This is a genomic window from Serratia sp. H402Y, from assembly GCF_051172415.1.
Lineage (GTDB): Bacteria > Pseudomonadota > Gammaproteobacteria > Enterobacterales > Enterobacteriaceae > Serratia > Serratia ureilytica.
Window position 1 is genome coordinate 498,618 of the sequence record NZ_JBPIYZ010000001.1, and the last position, 17,511, is coordinate 516,128.

A 17,511-nucleotide genomic window follows, 5' to 3' on the forward strand; every position below is an offset into this window, starting at 1 on the left:
CTTGTGTCACCCTGTTAACCGTTTGATAACAATCACAACGTTTTATCAGGGAGAAGAACTATGTTGGGGGATCCCATGGCGCTTTCTGCGCTGGTCACGCTGGTGGTCATCGCGCTATGGGCCAGCGCCCGTTTGCCGGAGTATTTGGTCGCGTTGCTGTTCTTTGCGGCGGTGATGGTATTGCAGCTGGCGCCCGCCGCGGTGACCTTTTCCGGTTTCGCGTCTTCCGCATTCTGGCTGGTGCTCAGCGGTTTCGTGTTGGGCACCGCCATCCGCAGCACCGGCTTGGCGGATCGCCTGGCCAACCGACTCTTGCCGCATCTGGCCGGTTCCTGGCCGCGCCTGGTGGGCGGCGTGGTGGCGATAAGCTACGCGTTGGCGTTTGTCATGCCCTCCAACATGGGGCGGATTACGCTGCTGATGCCGATCGTCATGGCGTTGGCCGAGCGCGCCGGTCTGACTGAAGGCTCGCGCGGCCGCATCGGTTTGGCGCTGGCGGTGGGGTTCGGCACCTTCCAGCTTTCCGCCAGCATCCTGCCGGCCAACGTACCTAACCTGGTGATGAGCGGCGCGGCAGAAAGCGCCTACGGCAGCCACTTCGCCTATCTCTCTTATCTGCTGTTGCATGCTCCGGTGCTCGGGGTGGCCAAAGGCGCGCTGCTGACGCTGTGCATCTGTGGCCTGTTCCGTGCCCGGCCGCAGCCGGTGGCGACCGAGGCGGGGCAAACGCCGCTCAGTGCCGCCGAGTGGCGGCTGATCGCGCTGTTGGGCATTACGGTACTGCTGTGGATGACCGACAGCTGGCACGGCATCGCCCCCGCCTGGATAGGGTTGGCGGCGGCCTGCTTCTGCCTGTTGCCGCGCATCGGTTTTCTCAACGGCGAGCAGTTCGCCGCCGGGGTCAACGTGCGCACCTGTATTTACGTGGCGGGGATCCTGGGGCTGACTGCATTGGTCAGCCACTCGGGGCTCGGCGATCGGTTGGGCGGCGCGCTGCTGGCGATGATGCCGGATCTGCACGGCAAACCGTTTGCCGCATTCGGTTCGCTGGTGGGGATCACCGCGCTGTTGAATTTCGTGGTGACCGCCAACGGCGTGCCGGCGCTGTTTACCCCGCTGGCGCAGGCGTTGTCCGCAGGCAGCGGCTTGCCGCTGCTGACGGTGCTGATGACCCAGGTGATCGGTTACGCCACGCCGCTGTTGCCGTATCAGGCCTCGCCGATCGTGGTGGCGATGGGGATGGGCAAAGTGCCGGCGCGCGAAGGGCTAAAGCTGTGCCTGCTGTTGGCCGCGCTCAGCTTCGCACTGCTGGTGCCGTTGGACTATCTGTGGTTCAGGCTGCTGGGGTGGATCCCGTAAACAGCCCCGCGCCGCCGGCAAAACAGTCTTCGTCCAGCGTCAGGGTGGCGATTTTATGCACCGGTCCGCGCATGCTGACCTGAAAATCGCCGCTGAAGGCGATCTGCAGTTCGCCGCCCGGCATCCGCACACTAACCCGCTCGCCGACTCGTCCCAACTTGCGCATCACGCTGGCGGCGGCGCAGCTGCTGCTGCCGGAGGCGAGGGTAAAGCCGGCGCCGCGCTCCCAGATGCCGATGCGCAGCGTCTGGCGATCGACCACTTCCACCAGTTGTACATTGGTGCGTTTCGGGAACAGCGGATGGCGCTCAATCTGCGGTCCGAGCCGATGCACCTGCGCCAGATCCAGTTTTTCCACCGGCACCACGCAGTGCGGGTTGCCCATCGACACCAGCGAAACGCTTAACGTCTCCTCCTTCAGGGGCAGCGGATAGTTCAGCGCCTCCGGCAGATCGATCAAGGCCGGCAGCGCCGCCGGGCTGAAATTGGCGCGCCCCATCTCCACGGTTATCTGATGCGCGTCTTCCGCCACCTGGCAACGCACGTCGCCGCCGGCGGTGTGCACCAGAAACGGCTGATGCGCCACGCGCTTGCTGTCGAACAGATACCGCGCGTAGATACGCAAGCCGTTGCCGCTTTTCTCCGCTTCGGAGCCGTCCGGGTTGATGATGCGCAGGGTGGGATTGACGGCGTCGCCGCTGTCGATCAGCAGGCCGTCGGAACCGATGCCGTAATGCGGGTGGCACAGCAGGCGGATCTGTTCCAGGCTCAGGCGATCGGCGACCAAACGGTGGCATACCAGGTAGTCGTTGCCCAGACCGTGATATTTGTGAAACAGCAGGGGAGTCATGGCGTTGCTCGGCTCAGCGGGAAGAGGTCGCTACAGCTTACAACAGAACGTTGGCGTTAAAGCAAACAAAAGGCGGCCTGAGCCGCCCTTTTGCACGATTGCCGATCCGGCCATTAATTGTAGATGATCGCGGTGCCGTGCAGTTTGTTGTCACCGGTAGTGGCGATGATCTGGAAGGATTTGGCGCCCGCCGCGTCGGCTTTGGCCGCCAGTTTGTTTTCCAGGCTGCTCAGGTCGGACGCGCCGCTGACGGTAACGACGCCGGCTTTTTGCAGGTCGGCGGGTTGCGTGTTAACCAGTTCGGCGGCGAAGCTGCCGAAGGAGGCGGAAGCCAGTGCGATGGCTGCGATGGTCATTTTCAGGTTTTTCATGGTCTTATTTCCTATCAGTGTTCTTTACGATGTTTGTTTTGTAAGGTCGTTAAATTAATTAACGATCGATAATTTAATGTTAGATGCCGGTTTGACGGATTGCAAGTATTTTTTTAATGCTCGTTAATTAATTTTTTTACGCCCTGGCGTTGTGAGCAATAAGGATATGCAGTCCACAGGTTTAATGCTTTGTTATTGATAGATTTCTGCAGTGCCATGCAGCTGGTTGTTGCCGCCGGCGCTGGTGATGCGGAAGGATTTGGCGCCGGCCTGATCGGCTTTGGCGGCCAGGCTGTTTTCCAGCGAGGTCAAATCGGATGCGCCGCTGACGGTGATGACGCCCACTTTTTGCTGGTCGGCCGGTTGGCTAGTGACCAAATCGGCGGCGAAGCTGCCGAAGGAAACGCTGGCCAGAGTGAGGGCGGCTAAGGTTAGTTTTAAGCTTTTCATGATGTTAATTCCTTTTCGATAACGGTCAATAGAGGGTTTTAATCCGGTTCGCTAATTTTTATTAACGATCGATAACTAAATGCTAATCGGTTCTCGACGAGGGCGCAATATTTTTTTATAATGATCGTTAAGTTATTTGTGCTAAGCCTGCTGTGGAGCGGGATAGGAGAGGAACGATGAGCATCAATGAAGCGGTCTGCGGCAAGAAAAGCCGTGGCAGACCCAAACAATTTGATCGCGACCGGGCGTTGGAAAGCGCACTCGATCTGTTCTGGCGGCACGGGTATGAAGCCACCTCGCTGGCCGATCTGGTGGAAGTGACCGGCGCCAAGGCGCCGACGCTATATGCCGAGTTCGGCAACAAAGAAGGGATGTTCCGCGCGGCGGTGGAGCGCTATCTGCAAAAATACACCACCTGCACCAACCAGCTGTTGGAACAGGATGTGCCGGTGGCCGAGATCGTCGAGGCTTACGTGCGTTCTTCGGTTCAGGTCTTCACCGATCCCGATACCCCCTCCGGCTGCTTTATGGTGTGTGCCTCCGCTGCGCTGTCGTCCGCTTCCGACGACGTCGCCCAGATGCTGCGCAAAAAGCATCATGCGCAGGAAGCGGCGCTGAAGGCCTGCTTCGATCGCAAGGTGCAACAGGGCGAGCTGCTGGCGAAAACCGATACCGCGCTGCTGGCGAAATACGTGATTTGCACCATTGAAGGCATGTCGGTGCAGGCGCGAGAAGGGGCAAGCCGGGACGATCTGTTGCGGTTGCTGGAGGCGCTGATGCTGGTGTGGCCGCGGCTCAGCCAGATTGGCAATAAGGTGTAGAAACAGGCCCGGTTTTTACCGCAATGCTGATCAGTTAGCGTTTTTCTGCAGGCGTTCGTGACATTTTCGGTCGATAAAAGTGAGATGCCCCATGTGGCTCAGGCACCTCGACCGAGCCAGGGGCCGAAGGCGCGGCCCCTGGCAACCCGCGCCTTTGCCCTATCAGACGGTTGGCTTTGCCAACTCCCCTCTCTCCGCCATACCGCATTGAGGCCGGTTGCGACAGGCGTCCCTGCCTGTCTCACCTGAAACCGCCGTCCATGGCGGTTTCGCCTAATGCGCTATGCCTGCGTTCGGCGTCTTCAAGGGCGCCCAACACCGCGCTCATCTCCAACTTCTCTACCAGAACCTCATAAGCGACAGATTTCCCGGTAGCAGCCAGCTCAGGTGTTGACCTTTAGCGCGCATCACCGGCTGCCGAGCAAGACGGCGTTGTCAGGGGCAACCGGCCAGGGAAGGCCGGTTGAGGCGAGACTAACAGGGACGTTTGTCGCAGCCGACCCGCCCGGCAACGCAGACGCGGCGAGGGTATCCGCGTAGCGGACAGACGGTGTTAAGCGAAGGCGCGGGTGGAGGGGCCGCGCCATCGGCCCCTCCAATTGCCGTTCATATTGGCCACAGAGAAATGCGGACATTTACGGCAATTCCCCTGCACAGAACGTCCAGAGGCTGGATAAAAAAATGCCACTCAGGCTTAAGTGAGCGGCATTGCGGCTTTTACCGGGCCATTTAACCCACTACTGGTTGACCGGGATCACCGCGCCCTGGTACTTCTCGCGGATAAAGTCTTGAATCGGCTTGGAGTGCAGCACTTTCACCAGCGCCACGATCTCCGGCTTGTTCACGTCGGCTTTGTGCACGGTGATGATGTTGGCGTACGGGTTGTTTTCGCCGCTTTCGACCGCGATCGGATCCTTGGTCGGATTCAGCCCGGCGTCGATGGCGTAGTTGGCGTTGATCACCACGGCGTCACCTTCGTTGTTGTTGTACATCTGCGGCAGCAGCGCGCCTTCAACGTTAGCCTGGAACTTCAGGTGTTTCGGGTTTTCCACCACGTCGGCGATGCGTGCATCCACCTTGCTCACCCCTGGCTTCAGCTTGATCACGCCTTCCCGTTCAAAGATTGACAGAATGCGGCCTTCTTCCGCTACCGCGTCGCGCATGATGATTTTGCCGTTTTCCGGCAGATCTTTCAGGCTCTTGTACTTCTTCGAGTAGATGCCGATAGGCTCAATATGGATCGCGCCGGCGCTGACGAAGTCATAGCTCTTGTCGTCGGCGTGGTCTTTCAGCACCGAGTTCAGGTAAGGCACGTGCTGGAAGTAGTTGGCGTCGATGTCGTGGCTGGCCAGCGCGGTGTTCGGCAGGATGTAGTCCTGGAAGCGCTTGATCTGCAGATCGATGCCTTCCTTCGCCAGTATCGGTTTGGCCTGTTCGAGGATCTCGGCGTGCGGCACGTTGGAGGCGCCAACCACCAGCTTGGTCGCCGCGGCGGCGCCGTAAGAGGCGAGGGTGGCGACAGAGGCGAAAGCCAACATCAGTAGGTGCTTTTTCATCATCGTTTTCCTTGGTTAATTAACGTTTATCGAGCGTTCTTGTCAGGGTGTCGCCAATGAACTGAATGACGAAAACGATCAGCAGGATCGTCAGCGTCGCCACCAGCGTCACGTCACTGTGGTTGCGTTGGAAGCCTTCCAGATAGGCCAGGTTGCCCAGGCCGCCGGCGCCGATCACCCCGGCCATCGCGGTGTAGCTCACCAGCGCGATCAGGGTGACGGTGATGCCGGAAACCAGCGCCGGCGAGCTCTCCGGCAGCAAGACGCGGAAAATCAGGGTGCGGTTTTTGGCGCCCATCGAGCGCGCCGCTTCGATTACCCCTTTGTCGACCTCGCGCAGCGCGATCTCCACCAGCCGGGCGTAGAACGGCGCGGCGCCGACGATCAGCGCCGGCAGGGCGGCGTCCGCGCCGAGAATGGTGCCGATCAGCGACTTGGTGAACGGGATCAGCAGCACGATCAGAATGATGAACGGAATGGAGCGGAAGACGTTGACCAGCACGGAGATCAGGGTGTAGACCGTGCGGTTTTGCAGCAACTGCCCCTTCGAGGTTAAAAACAGCAGCACGCCGAGCACGATGCCCAGCACCAGCGTGGCCAAACCGGCGATGCCGGTCATGTACAGCGTTTCCCAGGTGGCGTCCCACAGTTGGTCCAGACGCAGGTGGGGGAACAGGGATTCAATCATGTTGGATAACCTCGACGGCGATGTCTCTTTCGTTCAGCAGGCTGAGCATGTCGGCGACGTGTTGTTCGTTGCCTTCGGCGTGGATGTACAGTTCGCCGAACGAACCGTTGAGGGTGTGGCTGATCTTGCCGTGCAGAATGTTGACGGTGAGTGGGTAGCGCCGAATCACCTCGGCGATTACCGCCTGATGAGTTTGTTCGCCGACGAAGGTCAGCTTGAAGATCGCCCCCGGCAGGTGGGCGGTGAGCTGCGGGTTGAAGCTCTCAGCCGTGTCCGCATACTGCGACACCTGTTTGACGAACTGCCGGGTGATCGGCTGCTGTGGCCGGGTGAACACCTCGAGCACCGGCCCCTCTTCGACGATGCGGCCGTTTTCCATTACCGCCACGCGGTGGCAGATTTTGCGCACCACGTGCATTTCGTGGGTGATCAGCACGATGGTCAATTTCAGCTGGCGATTGATGGCCAGCAGCAGGTCGAGAATGGCGTCGGTGGTTTGCGGATCGAGCGCTGAGGTGGCCTCGTCGCACAGCAGCACGCTCGGGTTATTGGCCAGCGCGCGGGCGATGCCGACGCGCTGTTTCTGGCCGCCGCTGAGCTGAGACGGGTAGGCGTTTTCGCGCCCCTGCAGGCCAACCAGCGCGATCAGTTCCGCCACGCGCGGGGCAATCTGCGCCTTGGGGACGCCGGCTATCTGCATGGAAAAAGCGATGTTTTGGCTGACGGTGCGCGACCACAGCAGGTTGAAGTGCTGAAACACCATGCTGATTTTCAGCCGCGCCTGGCGCAGGTGGCTACCTTTGGCGCGGGCGATATCGAATCCGCCCACGTCAATGCGGCCGCTGGTGGGCTTTTCCAGGCCGTTGAGCAGGCGGATCAGCGTGCTTTTGCCGGCGCCGCTGTAGCCGATGATGCCGTAAATTTGCCCGGCTTCTATCGCCAGGCTGACGTCGTCAACCGCCACGACGCGGCCCTGTGCGCTGTCAAAAGTTTTGCAAACGTTCGAAAGAACGATCATAGCGAAGCGGATCCTTATTGATACATCACAGCATTCCGTCCGGGGCGCGTCGCGCCGGACAAGGATCGTTCGGCTTTTCGGCGGGGCACAACCCGGCGGGAAGTGACGGACGGAACCTCTGTTGCGGGTGAATACCGGGCAATCCTACCGAGGGTTGATAGTGACAGGAAGAATGTAAAATCTATTACTTATTCTGATTTGATATATTAGGCGGCGGGCGAGAGAAGGGGGAGAAAACCGGCCGCAGGGCGGCCGGCGGAGGCGGACTAGCGTTTTTCCAGCTTCATGTGCAGCAGCGGGAACGGGTTGCCCTGGCCGTCGAGCGGTGAGCGGCCGGTGATGACAAAACCGTAGTGGCGGTAGAAGCCGCTGGCCTGCGGATTTTGCTCGTTCACGTCCAGCTGCAGCTCATTGTGCAGCGTTTCCGCGTGGGTCAGCAGCGCTTTGCCCACGCCTTTGCCGCGCTGATCGGCATCGATAAACAGCATCTCCACCTTGTTGCCGTTCAGACCGATAAAGCCGCAGGGATGCCCCGGCTGCTCTTCGGCTACCCAAACGTTGACCGCCGGCAGGTAGTCGTTCAGCACCAGCGGGAACAGCTGTGCGATGTTGTCTTCGGTTAAAAAGTGGTGAGTGGCGCGCACCGAACGCAGCCAGATATCTGCCAATTGCGCGTTGTCTTCCGCCGCGCGTGCTCTGATGGTAATCATCGAACTCTCTGCTATCTAAGTTGAAGGAAAAGAAACTAGATAGAGGTTTTGTGGGGTTAGTGCCGAATTAACGTGGGTTAACGCCCTGCAAAGCGCCTCTGCAGTGGATCGAATAGGCCCGCCTGGTTGCAAGCGGTATAACAACTGTAATTCAGTAAGTTAAAGCTTTCAACCGCCGCAGGGCGCAATGAGGCGCTCGCCGCGTGATACACTGGCCGCTGAATGAGCAAGAGGGCGGCAGGATGGAAGCGGTACGCGCAGCGATAGAAAAACAGGTGCTCAGCCTGACCGGGCTGGCGCTCGGCGGCGTCGATTTTGAGAATCCGCCCGGCGATCCGGGGCTGTTCGGCCCGCAGTCTGTCATCTGGCAGGTACACCGCGATTTCACCCCGATGCTGTGCGGCGGCGTCAGCGCCTTGCTGTTGCAAATGCTGCACCCGTTGGCGCTGGCCGGCGTATGGGATCACTCCAACTTCCGCGACGATATGATTGGCCGCCTGCGCCGCACCAGCCAGTTCGTGTCGGTCACCACCTTCGGCCCGACCGCCGAGGCGGAGCGGCTGATCGCCAAAGTCAAAGCCATCCACCTGCGGGTGACCGGCGTCGGCAGCGACGGCACTCCCTATGCCGCCAGCGATCCGGCGCTGCTGACCTGGGTGCACGTGGCGGAGAGCAGCCGTTTTCTGGCCAGCCACCTGCGCTACCGCAACCCGCATCTTTCCCGCGATTTGCAGGATCAATACTATCGCGAAGCGGCGCGCGTGGCCGCCGCGCTGGGGGCGACCGCCATCCCTCAGTCCTGCGCGGAGGTAGACGACTATCTGCAGGCGATGCGGCCGCAGCTGGTCTGTGACGAACGCACCCAAGAGGTGGCGCGCATTCTGCTGAAGGCGCCGGCGCCGAGCGCGTTGGCGCGCCCGCTCGGCGGGGTGGTGATGCAGGCGGGCATCGATCTGTTGCCCGATTGGGCGCAGCGGCAGTTCGGCTTTCATCCGGGCGCATTGCGGCGGCGGCTGGTGCGAACGGGGGCTGCAGGCCTCGGCAAAGTGCTGGGCGCGTCGATGCGCAACGGTTCCTATCAGCGCGCGGTGCGGCGCATCACTCAGCCGTCATGAGCCGCAGCCGCTATAATTAACCTTTGTTTATCTTCGTTTACGGCCGTTTTTGAGACTTTTACGGGTGATCCGGCCAGTAATGCGTTTTACACTTGGGGGCAAAGCCACATTCCATTTTTTGCGCGCAGCCGATTCTGCCGCGCCCTGACCCTATTGAGGTGATATGAACGAGTCATACGTACTTGCTGAAGTCAGCAATGAGAACCAGACGCTGGTCGCGGTGGTTCAGCAAGGGAGCAGGGCAGCCTATTTTTACATCTATCCCGCCGAAGCCTACAGCGATCGCTATCAGGTGCGCGCCTGCTGGCTGCGCAATCTGGCCGCCGCGCCGCTGCAGGAAGATCGCGCCGCGCTGGAGCAGGGGCAACCGCCGATGCTGGCGGCGGAATTTTGCCGCAACCTGGAAGGGGAAGCGCCGCTGAACCCGGAAGGGCTGATGGTGGTGTGGAGCGAAAGCGACGACGGCGCGGCCCTGTGGTATTACGGCCAACTGCTGGCGGTGATCCCCGGCTGGAGCCTGTATATCGACCATTCGGTGTGCTATTCGGCCAGCTGCATCAAGGAGAGCCCGTTGGCCTATCCGCTCGGTTCGGCCTCGACCAACACGCAATATGCGCAGGCGGAAAGCACCCGCCAGTTTTGGCGCAGCTGGCAGCGTGAAGAGGGCAATCCGTGGCCGAAGATGCAGCGCGATTTTCAGGCGCGCTATGAGCAGCATTTCGGCCCTTCGGTAAAATACTACGCCATCGATCAGGGCAAGTGGCCGCCGATGGCCATCACTCAGCACGAGCGCGACGGCATCTATTACTTCCTCACCATGGGCGTCAGCATTCGGCCGATGCCGTGGGTGGAGATCCTGTTCAACGACGAGGCTTCGCGCTATCGCCGCATGGAGATGGCGATCGCCATCGACAGCCAATACATGACCGAAGACAACGCGGTGCAGATGGCCAGCGCGCTGGCCGGTTTCGCTCACGCGCCTTGGGCGCGGCTGACCTGGATCGGCGAAGGGCATACGCTGGAGTCCGACGTGGCACCGTTGGGCTATGAAGGCTATATTTTATCGTCGTCCTTCTACCCGCATCACGCGCACCTGACGTTGCCTCAGCAGTATGGCGACCCGGTGAACCTGTTCTGGGCCAGCCCGGTGTTTACCGCCGAGCGCCAGCTGGCGCACGCCACGCCGAACGGCGGGCACGATCTGGTGCACAGGCTGCGCGAGCAGGGCGTCGACCATATTTTCCGCCCGCGCCAGCCGGTGTGCTGACGCGACTTGTCTTCTCTTCGGGAGCCGCCATGACCAGCGCGCTGTTGATTATCGATGTGCAGGAAGGGTTGTTTACGCCGCCGCCGGCGGATGCTGCGGGCACCGTTGCGCGCATCAACCAACTGAGCGAGCGCGCCCGCCGGGCGGGCGTGCCGGTGATCGTGATTCAGCACCATACGCCGGACGACGAACTGCCGCACGGCAGCGCCGCCTGGCAAGTGCTCGCGGCGCTGAAGGTGGCGCCGGGCGACCATCGGGTGGATAAAACCACGCCGGACTCGTTCCTGCGCACTTCGCTCGGCGCGTTACTGATCGCCAACGGCGTATCGCAGCTGGTGGTTTGCGGCTACTCCACGCCGTTTTGCATCGATACCACGGTGCGCAGCGCGGCGGCGCACGGTTATCCGGTGACGCTGGCGGCGGATGCGCATACCTGCCACGACAAATCCTATGCCGACGGTTTGCTGATCCGCACCCACCATAACGAGACGCTGTCGAATATCGACAGCTTCGGCGTGCCGATCCGCGCCGTGCCCGCGGCGGACATCGTGTTCTGAGAACGGAAAACGGGGGGCTAAGCCCCCGTTCGTTATTTCAGGCCCGCTCGTCGCGCCGCCACCTTGGCCAGCGCCGCCCAGTCCAGATCCGCATCCCCCTGCGCCATCGCGTCGAGGAAATTGTCTTTCAGCACCCCGGCGAACGGCATCGGCGTATGGCTGTCGGCGCCGGCGGCCAGCGCCAGCCCGACGTCCTTCAGCCCCAGCGCCAGCCGGAATCCGGCGGGTGAATACTTCTCGGCGGCGATCAGCGCGCCATAGCCCTGATAGGCCGGGGCGGCGAAGACGGTGCCGCTCAGCATCTGCAGGTAGTCGGCGCCGGAAACGCCGTAGTTGCGCACCAGCGCGCTGCCTTCCGCCATCGCTTCAATGGCGCTGGCCAGCGTAAAGTTGGTGGCGATTTTGACCACGTTGGCCTGCGCCGGATCGGCGCCGAAGTGCCAGGTTTTCTGGCCGAGGGCATCGAACAGCGGCTGCGCTTGCTTCAGCCGCTCGCTATCGCCGGCCGCCAGAATATTCAGCTTGCCGGCGGCGGCCACATCGACCCGGCCCAGCACCGGCGCGGCGAGATAACCGATGCCGTGTTCCGCATGCAGCGTCGTCAGGCGTTTGGCGAGTTCGACCGAGATAGTCGCCATATTGATATGCAGCGCGCCCGGTTTCATCCGCTGCAGCAATCCGCTGTCTACCACCACCTGTTGCGTCGCGGCATCGTCGGCCAGCATGGTGATCAGCACGTCGGCATCGGCCAACTGTTCCGGCCGTTCGGCCTGCCGCGCGCCGGCGCTCACCAGTGGCTGCGCCGCCTGCGGCGAACGGTTCCATACCGTCAACGCAAATCCCGCCTTCACCAGGTTAGCCGCCATGGCGCTGCCCATCCCACCCAGTCCGGCAAATCCGATCTTCATCATGCGCTCCTTTTTCAGGTTGAAGGTTTTACCCTAGCGCGCCGGGCCAGGAACGCAAATGCCGGAGTGTAACGCTGTCTTACGCGCCGGCGGCCGGCTATTGACGCATTGCCGCTGCGGGTATACCTTGATGGCATGAATATATCGATGCACTCCACCCACAATCAGTCATGGTGGCGCCTCTTCTGAGGCGGCACGAGTATTCACATCTCTTTTTAATGCCGCCGGTTTGGCGGCATTATCTTTTGTGGCGTTGATCCGGCGGTCTACAGACCTTCAGGAGCACTGTCATGAGTTACACCATTCTTACCGGCGATCGCGCCACCGGCCCACTGCATTTAGGCCACTTCGTCGGCTCGCTGCGCCAGCGCGTCGCACTGCAGCATCAGCATAACCAAACGGTGATGGTGGCGGATCTGCAGGGCCTGACCGACAACGGCAACAACCCGCAAAAAATCAGCGCCAACGTGCTCAACGTCGTGGCCGACTATCTGGCGGTCGGCATCGATCCGCACAAGACCACGATCTGCCTGCAGTCGGCGCTGCCGGCGTTGGCCGAGCTGACGATGTACTACCTCAACCTGGTCAGCGTGGCGCGGCTGGAACGCAACCCGACGGTGAAAAACGAAATCGCCGAGAAGGATTTCGCCCGCAGCCTGCCGGCCGGTTTTCTGATCTATCCGGTCAGCCAGGCGGCGGACATCACCGCCTTCGGCGCCACCCACGTGCCGGTCGGCGAGGATCAACTGCCGATGCTGGAGCAAACCAACGAGATCGTGCGGCGCTTCAACCACATTGTCGGCCAACCGATATTAACGGAGTGCCAGCCGCTGTTAAGCAACGTCGGGCGTCTGCCGGGGCTGGACGGGCAGGGCAAGATGTCGAAATCGCGCGGCAACGCCATCCCGCTTGGCGCCGGCGCCGACGAGGTGCACAAGGCGGTGATGAGCATGTTCACCGATCCCGGCCATCTCAACGTCAGCGATCCCGGCCGGGTGGAGGGCAACATGGTGTTCACCTATCTGGACGCCTTTTGCGAAGACGCCGCGCTGGTGGCGGAACTGAAGGCGCACTACCGCCGCGGCGGGTTGGGGGACGTGAAGATCAAACGGCTGCTGGAGGATTGTCTGCAGAGCCTGCTCGAACCGATCCGCACCCGCCGCGCCGAATTCATCGCCGATAAAGGCGAGCTGACGCGCATCCTGCAGCATGGCTCCCGCCGCGCGCATCAGGTCAGCCAGCAGACGCTGCAGCAGGTCAAGGCGGCGCTGGGGCTGGACTTCTTTAGCCTGGAATGATGCGCACGCCGGGGCGGCACGCGTCACGCCCCGGCCATAAAACCATCATCCCACTGTCATAAACTTATCCGTTAATAGGTGCCCATAATGATTAGCCACTGAAACCAGAGAAATCATATGGCTCAGGCACTGTTAAAATTGGCGCAGCACGAGTTCCCAGGGCAGCACGCCGCCGCATCCCGCAAAGTGTTATCGGTAAAGGGGCTCGGCAAAGCTTACAAAGCGCAGCAGCGCGTGCTGGATGACATTAATTTCGATCTGCACGCCGGCGAATTCGTGGCGGTGATCGGCCGCTCCGGCGCGGGCAAGTCCACGCTGTTGCATACCCTCAACGGCACCATTCCTTCCAGCTGCGGCGAGATGCTGCACTTCGAAGACGATGGCGTGGCGCAGGATATCGCCCAGCTTGCCGGCCGCCAGATGCGCCAGTGGCGCGCGCGCTGCGGCATGATCTTCCAGGATTTCTGCCTGGTGCCGCGGCTGGACGTGATGACCAACGTGCTGCTGGGGCGCCTGAGCCACACCTCCACCCTGAAATCCTTCTTCAAACTGTTCGATGACGCCGACCGCGCTCGCGCCATTGAGCTGTTGCAGTGGCTTAACATGCTGCCGCACGTGCTGCAGCGCGCCGAGCACCTCTCCGGCGGCCAGATGCAGCGCGTCGCCATCTGCCGCGCGTTGATGCAAAACCCGCAAATCCTGCTGGCCGATGAGCCGGTGGCGTCGCTCGATCCGAAAAACACCCGCCGCATCATGGACGCGCTGCAGAAAATCAGCGAAGACGGCATCGCGGTGATGGTGAACCTGCACTCGGTCGAACTGGTGAAAGAGTATTGCTCGCGGGTGATCGGCATCGCCCACGGGAAGATCGTGTTTGACGGGCATCCTTCGCAACTGAACGAACGGATCCTGCACCAGCTGTATGGCGAGGAAGCCAATCAGATCCATTGAAGCACTTTTGACCTTTACCCTTTACACACAAGGCACACCTGATGAAAAAAGTATTGAGTCTGACCACCCTGATGGCCGGCGCGATGATGGTATTTAATGCTGCCGCAGCGGATGCGCCGAAAGAGCTGAACCTGGGCATTCTCGGCGGCCAGAACGCCACCCAGCAGATCGGCGATAACCAGTGCGTGAAGCAGTTCCTGGATAAAGAGTTGAACGTCGATACCAAGCTGCGCAATTCGTCCGACTATTCCGGCGTGATCCAGGGCCTGCTGGGCGGCAAGATTGACCTGGTGCTCAGCATGTCGCCGTCGTCGTTCGCTTCGGTTTACATCAAGGATCCGAAAGCGGTGGACATCGTCGGCATCGCGGTTGACGACGTCGACCAGTCGCGCGGCTACCACTCGGTGGTGGTGGTGAAGGCCGGCAGCCCGTACCAGAAACTGGAAGACCTGAAGGGCAAGGCCATCGGCTTCGCCGATCCGGATTCCACCTCCGGCTTCCTGATCCCGAACCAGGCGTTTAAAAAGCTGTTCGGCGGCACGGTCGACAACAAATACAACAACACCTTCTCCAGTGTCACCTTCTCCGGCGGCCACGAGCAGGACATCCTCGGCGTGCTGAACGGCCAGTTCGAAGGCGCGGTGACCTGGGCGTCGATGATCGGCGACTACAACACCGGCTACACCAGCGGCGCGTTCACCCGCATGATCCGCATGGATCATCCGGACCTGATGAAACAGATCCGCATCATCTGGCAGTCGCCGCTGATCCCGAACGGCCCGATCCTGGTGAGCAACTCGCTGCCGGCCGACTTCAAGGCCAAAGTGGTCACCGCCATCAAGAAGCTGGATAAAGACGATCACGCGTGCTTTATCAAAGCGATGGGCGGCAAACAGCACATCGGCGACACCACCCTGGCGGAATACCAGACCATCATCGATATGAAGCGCGAGCTGACCAAAGGCGACCGTTGATTCCCGGCTGCCTCGGCCGCCCGAATGAAGGGGTTCAGCATGCTGAACCCCTTGTTCCATAACGATGGAAGACCTGTTTTGAATACCGATTTCGCACACTATTACCAACGGATCCGCAGCAAGCAAAAGCGCGAAGCGCTGCTGTGGTCGCTCGGGCTGGTGGTGCTGTACCTGGGCGCCGGCAACCTCGCCGAGTTCAACCTGCACACCGTCTGGGTGTCTATTCCGCACTTCTTCGACTACCTGGCCGAAACCGTGCCGACGCTGCACTGGAACCTGCTGTTCGCCGATGGGCGTACCGAAGGCTCGCTGGCCTACTGGGGCTATCGCCTGAACATTCAGCTGCCGCTGATCTGGGAGACCCTGCAGCTGGCGCTGGCGGCGACCATTTTCTCGGTGCTGGTGGCGACCGTGCTGGCATTTCTGGCGGCCGGCAATACCTATACTCCGGCCTCGGTGCGGCTCGCGATCCGCACGCTGGTGGCGTTCTTGCGCACCATGCCGGAGCTGGCGTGGGCGGTGATGTTCGTGATGGCGTTCGGCATCGGCGCCATTCCCGGCTTCCTGGCGCTGGCGCTGCACACCATCGGCAGCCTGACCAAGCTGTTCTACGAATCGATCGAAACCGCCTCCAACAAACCGGTGCGCGGGCTGGCGGCCTGCGGCGCCACGCCGCTGCAGCGCATGCGCTTCGGCCTGTGGCCGCAGGTGAAGCCGGTGTTTCTCTCCTACAGCTTCATGCGGCTGGAGATCAACTTCCGCCAGTCGACCATTCTGGGGCTGGTGGGGGCGGGCGGCATCGGCCAGGAGCTGATGACCAACATTAAACTCGACCGTTACGATCAGGTCAGCATGACGCTGCTGCTGATCATCGTGGTGGTTTCCGTGCTCGACTACGTGTCGGGCGAGCTGCGCAAGCGCGTGGTGGAGGGGGCAAAATGACAGCGGGCACTCCGGCATCGGCGGAAACGCTGCGCCAGTTGAAACAGCAGCATCCGGCGATCTTCGCGCAGCAGGGGCGCTACCTGCGCACCGTCGGCCTGATCGCCTTGGCGATCGTGCTGTACTACGTGTTCTTCTTCCTGGTCTTCGGCATTAGCTGGCCGCAGTTTATCAACGGCTGTCAGCAGCTGGGGCGCTATTTCCTGCGCATGTTCGTCTGGCATGACTTCGCCAACTGGCCGTTCATGTACTACTTCCAGCAGATCGGCATCACCATCGCCATCGTGTTCGCCGGCACCATCACTGCGTCGCTGATCGCGCTGCCGCTGTCGTTCTTCGCCGCGCGCAACGTGATGTCGACGCCGCTGCTGCGGCCAATTTCGGTGCTGGTGCGCCGCTTGCTGGACGTGCTGCGCGGCATCGACATGGCGATCTGGGGGCTTATCTTCGTGCGCGCCGTCGGCATGGGGCCGCTCGCCGGGGTGCTGGCTATCGTGATGCAGGACGTCGGGCTGCTGGGCAAACTGTACGCCGAAGGCCATGAGGCGGTGGACAAGTCCCCCAGCCGCGGACTGACGGCGGTGGGCGCCAACGGGTTGCAGAAGCACCGCTACGGCATTTTCACCCAGTCGTTCCCCACCTTCCTGGCGCTCAGCCTGTATCAGATCGAGTCCAACACCCGCTCTGCGGCGGTGCTGGGCTTTGTCGGTGCCGGCGGCATCGGCCTGGTGTATGCGGAGAATATGCGGCTGTGGAACTGGGACGTAGTGATGTTCATCACCCTGATCCTGGTGGTGGTGGTGATGATCATGGACAAGGTCTCGTCGCTGCTGCGCAACAAGTACATCATCGGCGAAGATATCCCGCTGTATCAGCAAAAAAGCCAAATCGATTGAGAAACCCCTTGCCGATCCCTATACTGCCGCACATTCAAGGTGTGCGGCCATACCCGTCATACTTGGAGCTGCCTCTTTGTTGGCTGCATTTGCGCGCCCCGGTCACATAGTTAACTATGCTCCGGGGGCTTACAAATTTGCCGCCGCGATGCAACTCCAATTATTTTGGGTATGGGGCATTTTTTTACAATGCGCACGTCCCCGTTAGACAAGTAAAGGCAATGCAATCCCATGATGAACAACGACGTGCTGCGCAGCGTGCGCTATATGCTGAGCATTAACAACGCCAAAATGGTCGAGATTATCAAACTGGACGATTTCGAGGTGGCGGTGTCGGCGATGGACGCTTACGTGATCAAAGAAGGCGAGCCGGGCTACGAGAAGTGCCCTGACGAAGTGATGGCGCACTTCCTCAACGGCCTGGTGTTCTTCAAGCGCGGCAAGGACGACAAGTTCCCGGCGCCGGCGGTTGAACTGCCGATCACCAATAACCTGGTGCTGAAAAAGCTGCGCGTGGCGTTCGAGCTGAAAGACACCGACATGCACCAGATTTTCACCGCGGTGGACTTCCGCATCTCCAAGCCAGAGCTGAGCGCGCTGTTCCGCAAAGAGGGCACCAAGAACTACCGCCCGTGCGGCGATCAGATGCTGCGCTACTTCCTCAAAGGGTTGGCGCAGCGCGTTCGCGGCGAGTAACGCGCAGCGTTCACCGAACATCAGGCGCAATCGCAAGGTTGCGCCTTTTTTTTTGTCTCCTCCCTCCTACCTTTGTTGTACTGG

General features: G+C 61.0%; 19 protein-coding genes. 11 read left to right on the forward strand and 8 right to left on the reverse strand.

Annotation, left to right across the window (positions count from 1 at the left end; all coding sequences use genetic code 11):
• Positions 1-60 precede the first annotated feature (60 nt).
• Positions 61-1,359, forward strand: coding sequence for an SLC13 family permease (locus tag ACSBQS_RS02570; RefSeq protein WP_046686636.1), 1,299 nt, complete (start codon positions 61-63; stop codon positions 1,357-1,359).
• Here the strand turns inward: ACSBQS_RS02570 and dapF are convergent.
• From dapF to bhsA (ACSBQS_RS02585), 3 genes are all read right to left on the reverse strand, one after another.
• The gene (gene dapF / locus ACSBQS_RS02575; RefSeq protein WP_089191342.1) at positions 1,334-2,209 is read right to left on the reverse strand and encodes a diaminopimelate epimerase; all 876 of its coding nucleotides are present in this window, start codon (positions 2,207-2,209) and stop codon (positions 1,334-1,336) included. The two genes, ACSBQS_RS02570 and dapF, sit on opposite strands and share 26 nt — an antisense overlap.
• A 113-nt stretch (positions 2,210-2,322) precedes the next feature.
• On the reverse strand, positions 2,323-2,580 hold the full coding sequence (bhsA, locus tag ACSBQS_RS02580) for a multiple stress resistance protein BhsA (protein WP_033642311.1): 258 nt from the start codon (positions 2,578-2,580) through the stop codon (positions 2,323-2,325).
• A 192-nt stretch (positions 2,581-2,772) separates the two neighbouring features.
• Complete coding sequence (gene bhsA / locus ACSBQS_RS02585; protein WP_033642312.1) at positions 2,773-3,030, reverse strand: multiple stress resistance protein BhsA; 258 nt, start codon at positions 3,028-3,030, stop codon at positions 2,773-2,775.
• A 176-nt stretch (positions 3,031-3,206) separates the two neighbouring features.
• On the opposite strand from bhsA (ACSBQS_RS02585), the gene ACSBQS_RS02590 reads away from it, so the two are divergent.
• Entirely contained in the window at positions 3,207-3,851 is a 645-nt protein-coding gene (locus tag ACSBQS_RS02590) for a TetR/AcrR family transcriptional regulator (RefSeq protein WP_033642313.1), read from the forward strand.
• A 737-nt stretch (positions 3,852-4,588) separates the two neighbouring features.
• On the opposite strand, the gene ACSBQS_RS02595 is transcribed toward ACSBQS_RS02590, so the two are convergent.
• The 4 genes from ACSBQS_RS02595 to ACSBQS_RS02610 form a co-directional block, all read right to left on the reverse strand.
• Positions 4,589-5,407: a MetQ/NlpA family ABC transporter substrate-binding protein gene (locus tag ACSBQS_RS02595; RefSeq protein ID WP_033652662.1), complete on the reverse strand. Its 819-nt coding sequence runs from the start codon at positions 5,405-5,407 to the stop codon at positions 4,589-4,591.
• Positions 5,408-5,426: 19 nt separating this feature from the next.
• Positions 5,427-6,095 carry a methionine ABC transporter permease gene (locus ACSBQS_RS02600; RefSeq protein ID WP_033642316.1) on the reverse strand — a complete coding sequence of 223 codons (669 nt, stop codon included), beginning with the start codon at positions 6,093-6,095 and terminating at the stop codon, positions 5,427-5,429.
• The gene (locus ACSBQS_RS02605; RefSeq protein ID WP_033642317.1) at positions 6,088-7,113 is read right to left on the reverse strand and encodes a methionine ABC transporter ATP-binding protein; all 1,026 of its coding nucleotides are present in this window, start codon (positions 7,111-7,113) and stop codon (positions 6,088-6,090) included. Before ACSBQS_RS02605 ends, ACSBQS_RS02600 begins: the two co-directional genes overlap by 8 nt.
• 266 nt (positions 7,114-7,379) lie before the next feature.
• Complete coding sequence (locus ACSBQS_RS02610) at positions 7,380-7,823, reverse strand: acetyltransferase (protein ID WP_117189253.1); 444 nt, start codon at positions 7,821-7,823, stop codon at positions 7,380-7,382.
• Positions 7,824-8,065: 242 nt separating this feature from the next.
• Between ACSBQS_RS02610 and ACSBQS_RS02615 the strand changes: the two genes are divergently transcribed.
• From ACSBQS_RS02615 to ACSBQS_RS02625, 3 genes are all read left to right on the forward strand, one after another.
• Positions 8,066-8,938 (forward strand): oxygenase MpaB family protein, encoded by an 873-nt coding sequence (locus ACSBQS_RS02615; protein ID WP_033652666.1) that lies wholly within the window; start codon positions 8,066-8,068, stop codon positions 8,936-8,938.
• A 163-nt stretch (positions 8,939-9,101) separates the two neighbouring features.
• Entirely contained in the window at positions 9,102-10,205 is a 1,104-nt protein-coding gene (locus tag ACSBQS_RS02620) for a suppressor of fused domain protein (protein ID WP_033652667.1), read from the forward strand.
• Between the two features lie 29 nt (positions 10,206-10,234).
• Positions 10,235-10,762, forward strand: coding sequence for a cysteine hydrolase family protein (locus ACSBQS_RS02625; protein ID WP_042783932.1), 528 nt, complete (start codon positions 10,235-10,237; stop codon positions 10,760-10,762).
• 32 nt (positions 10,763-10,794) lie between these two features.
• Here ACSBQS_RS02625 and ACSBQS_RS02630 read toward each other — a convergent pair whose 3' ends face one another.
• A complete protein-coding gene (locus tag ACSBQS_RS02630; protein ID WP_033652668.1) occupies positions 10,795-11,670 on the reverse strand; it encodes an NAD(P)-dependent oxidoreductase in 876 nt (291 codons plus the stop codon).
• 290 nt (positions 11,671-11,960) lie between these two features.
• Between ACSBQS_RS02630 and trpS the strand changes: the two genes are divergently transcribed.
• The 6 genes from trpS to ACSBQS_RS02660 all read left to right on the forward strand — a co-directional run bounded on the left by trpS (position 11,961) and on the right by ACSBQS_RS02660 (position 17,427).
• Complete coding sequence (trpS, locus tag ACSBQS_RS02635) at positions 11,961-12,968, forward strand: tryptophan--tRNA ligase (RefSeq protein ID WP_197666262.1); 1,008 nt, start codon at positions 11,961-11,963, stop codon at positions 12,966-12,968.
• 117 nt (positions 12,969-13,085) lie between these two features.
• On the forward strand, positions 13,086-13,919 hold the full coding sequence (gene phnC / locus ACSBQS_RS02640) for a phosphonate ABC transporter ATP-binding protein (RefSeq protein WP_434989597.1): 834 nt from the start codon (positions 13,086-13,088) through the stop codon (positions 13,917-13,919).
• A 41-nt stretch (positions 13,920-13,960) separates the two neighbouring features.
• A complete protein-coding gene (gene phnD, locus ACSBQS_RS02645) occupies positions 13,961-14,893 on the forward strand; it encodes a phosphonate ABC transporter substrate-binding protein (RefSeq protein WP_004939482.1) in 933 nt (310 codons plus the stop codon).
• A 78-nt stretch (positions 14,894-14,971) separates the two neighbouring features.
• Positions 14,972-15,835, forward strand: a complete 864-nt coding sequence (gene phnE / locus ACSBQS_RS02650; RefSeq protein ID WP_016928590.1) for a phosphonate ABC transporter, permease protein PhnE — start codon at positions 14,972-14,974, stop codon at positions 15,833-15,835.
• Positions 15,832-16,731 (forward strand): phosphonate ABC transporter, permease protein PhnE, encoded by a 900-nt coding sequence (phnE, locus tag ACSBQS_RS02655; protein WP_033633798.1) that lies wholly within the window; start codon positions 15,832-15,834, stop codon positions 16,729-16,731. The genes phnE (ACSBQS_RS02650) and phnE (ACSBQS_RS02655) overlap by 4 nt, the downstream gene beginning before the upstream one ends.
• Before the next feature lie 231 nt (positions 16,732-16,962).
• Positions 16,963-17,427: a DUF1456 family protein gene (locus ACSBQS_RS02660; RefSeq protein ID WP_004939471.1), complete on the forward strand. Its 465-nt coding sequence runs from the start codon at positions 16,963-16,965 to the stop codon at positions 17,425-17,427.
• Positions 17,428-17,511: the final 84 nt, after the last annotated feature.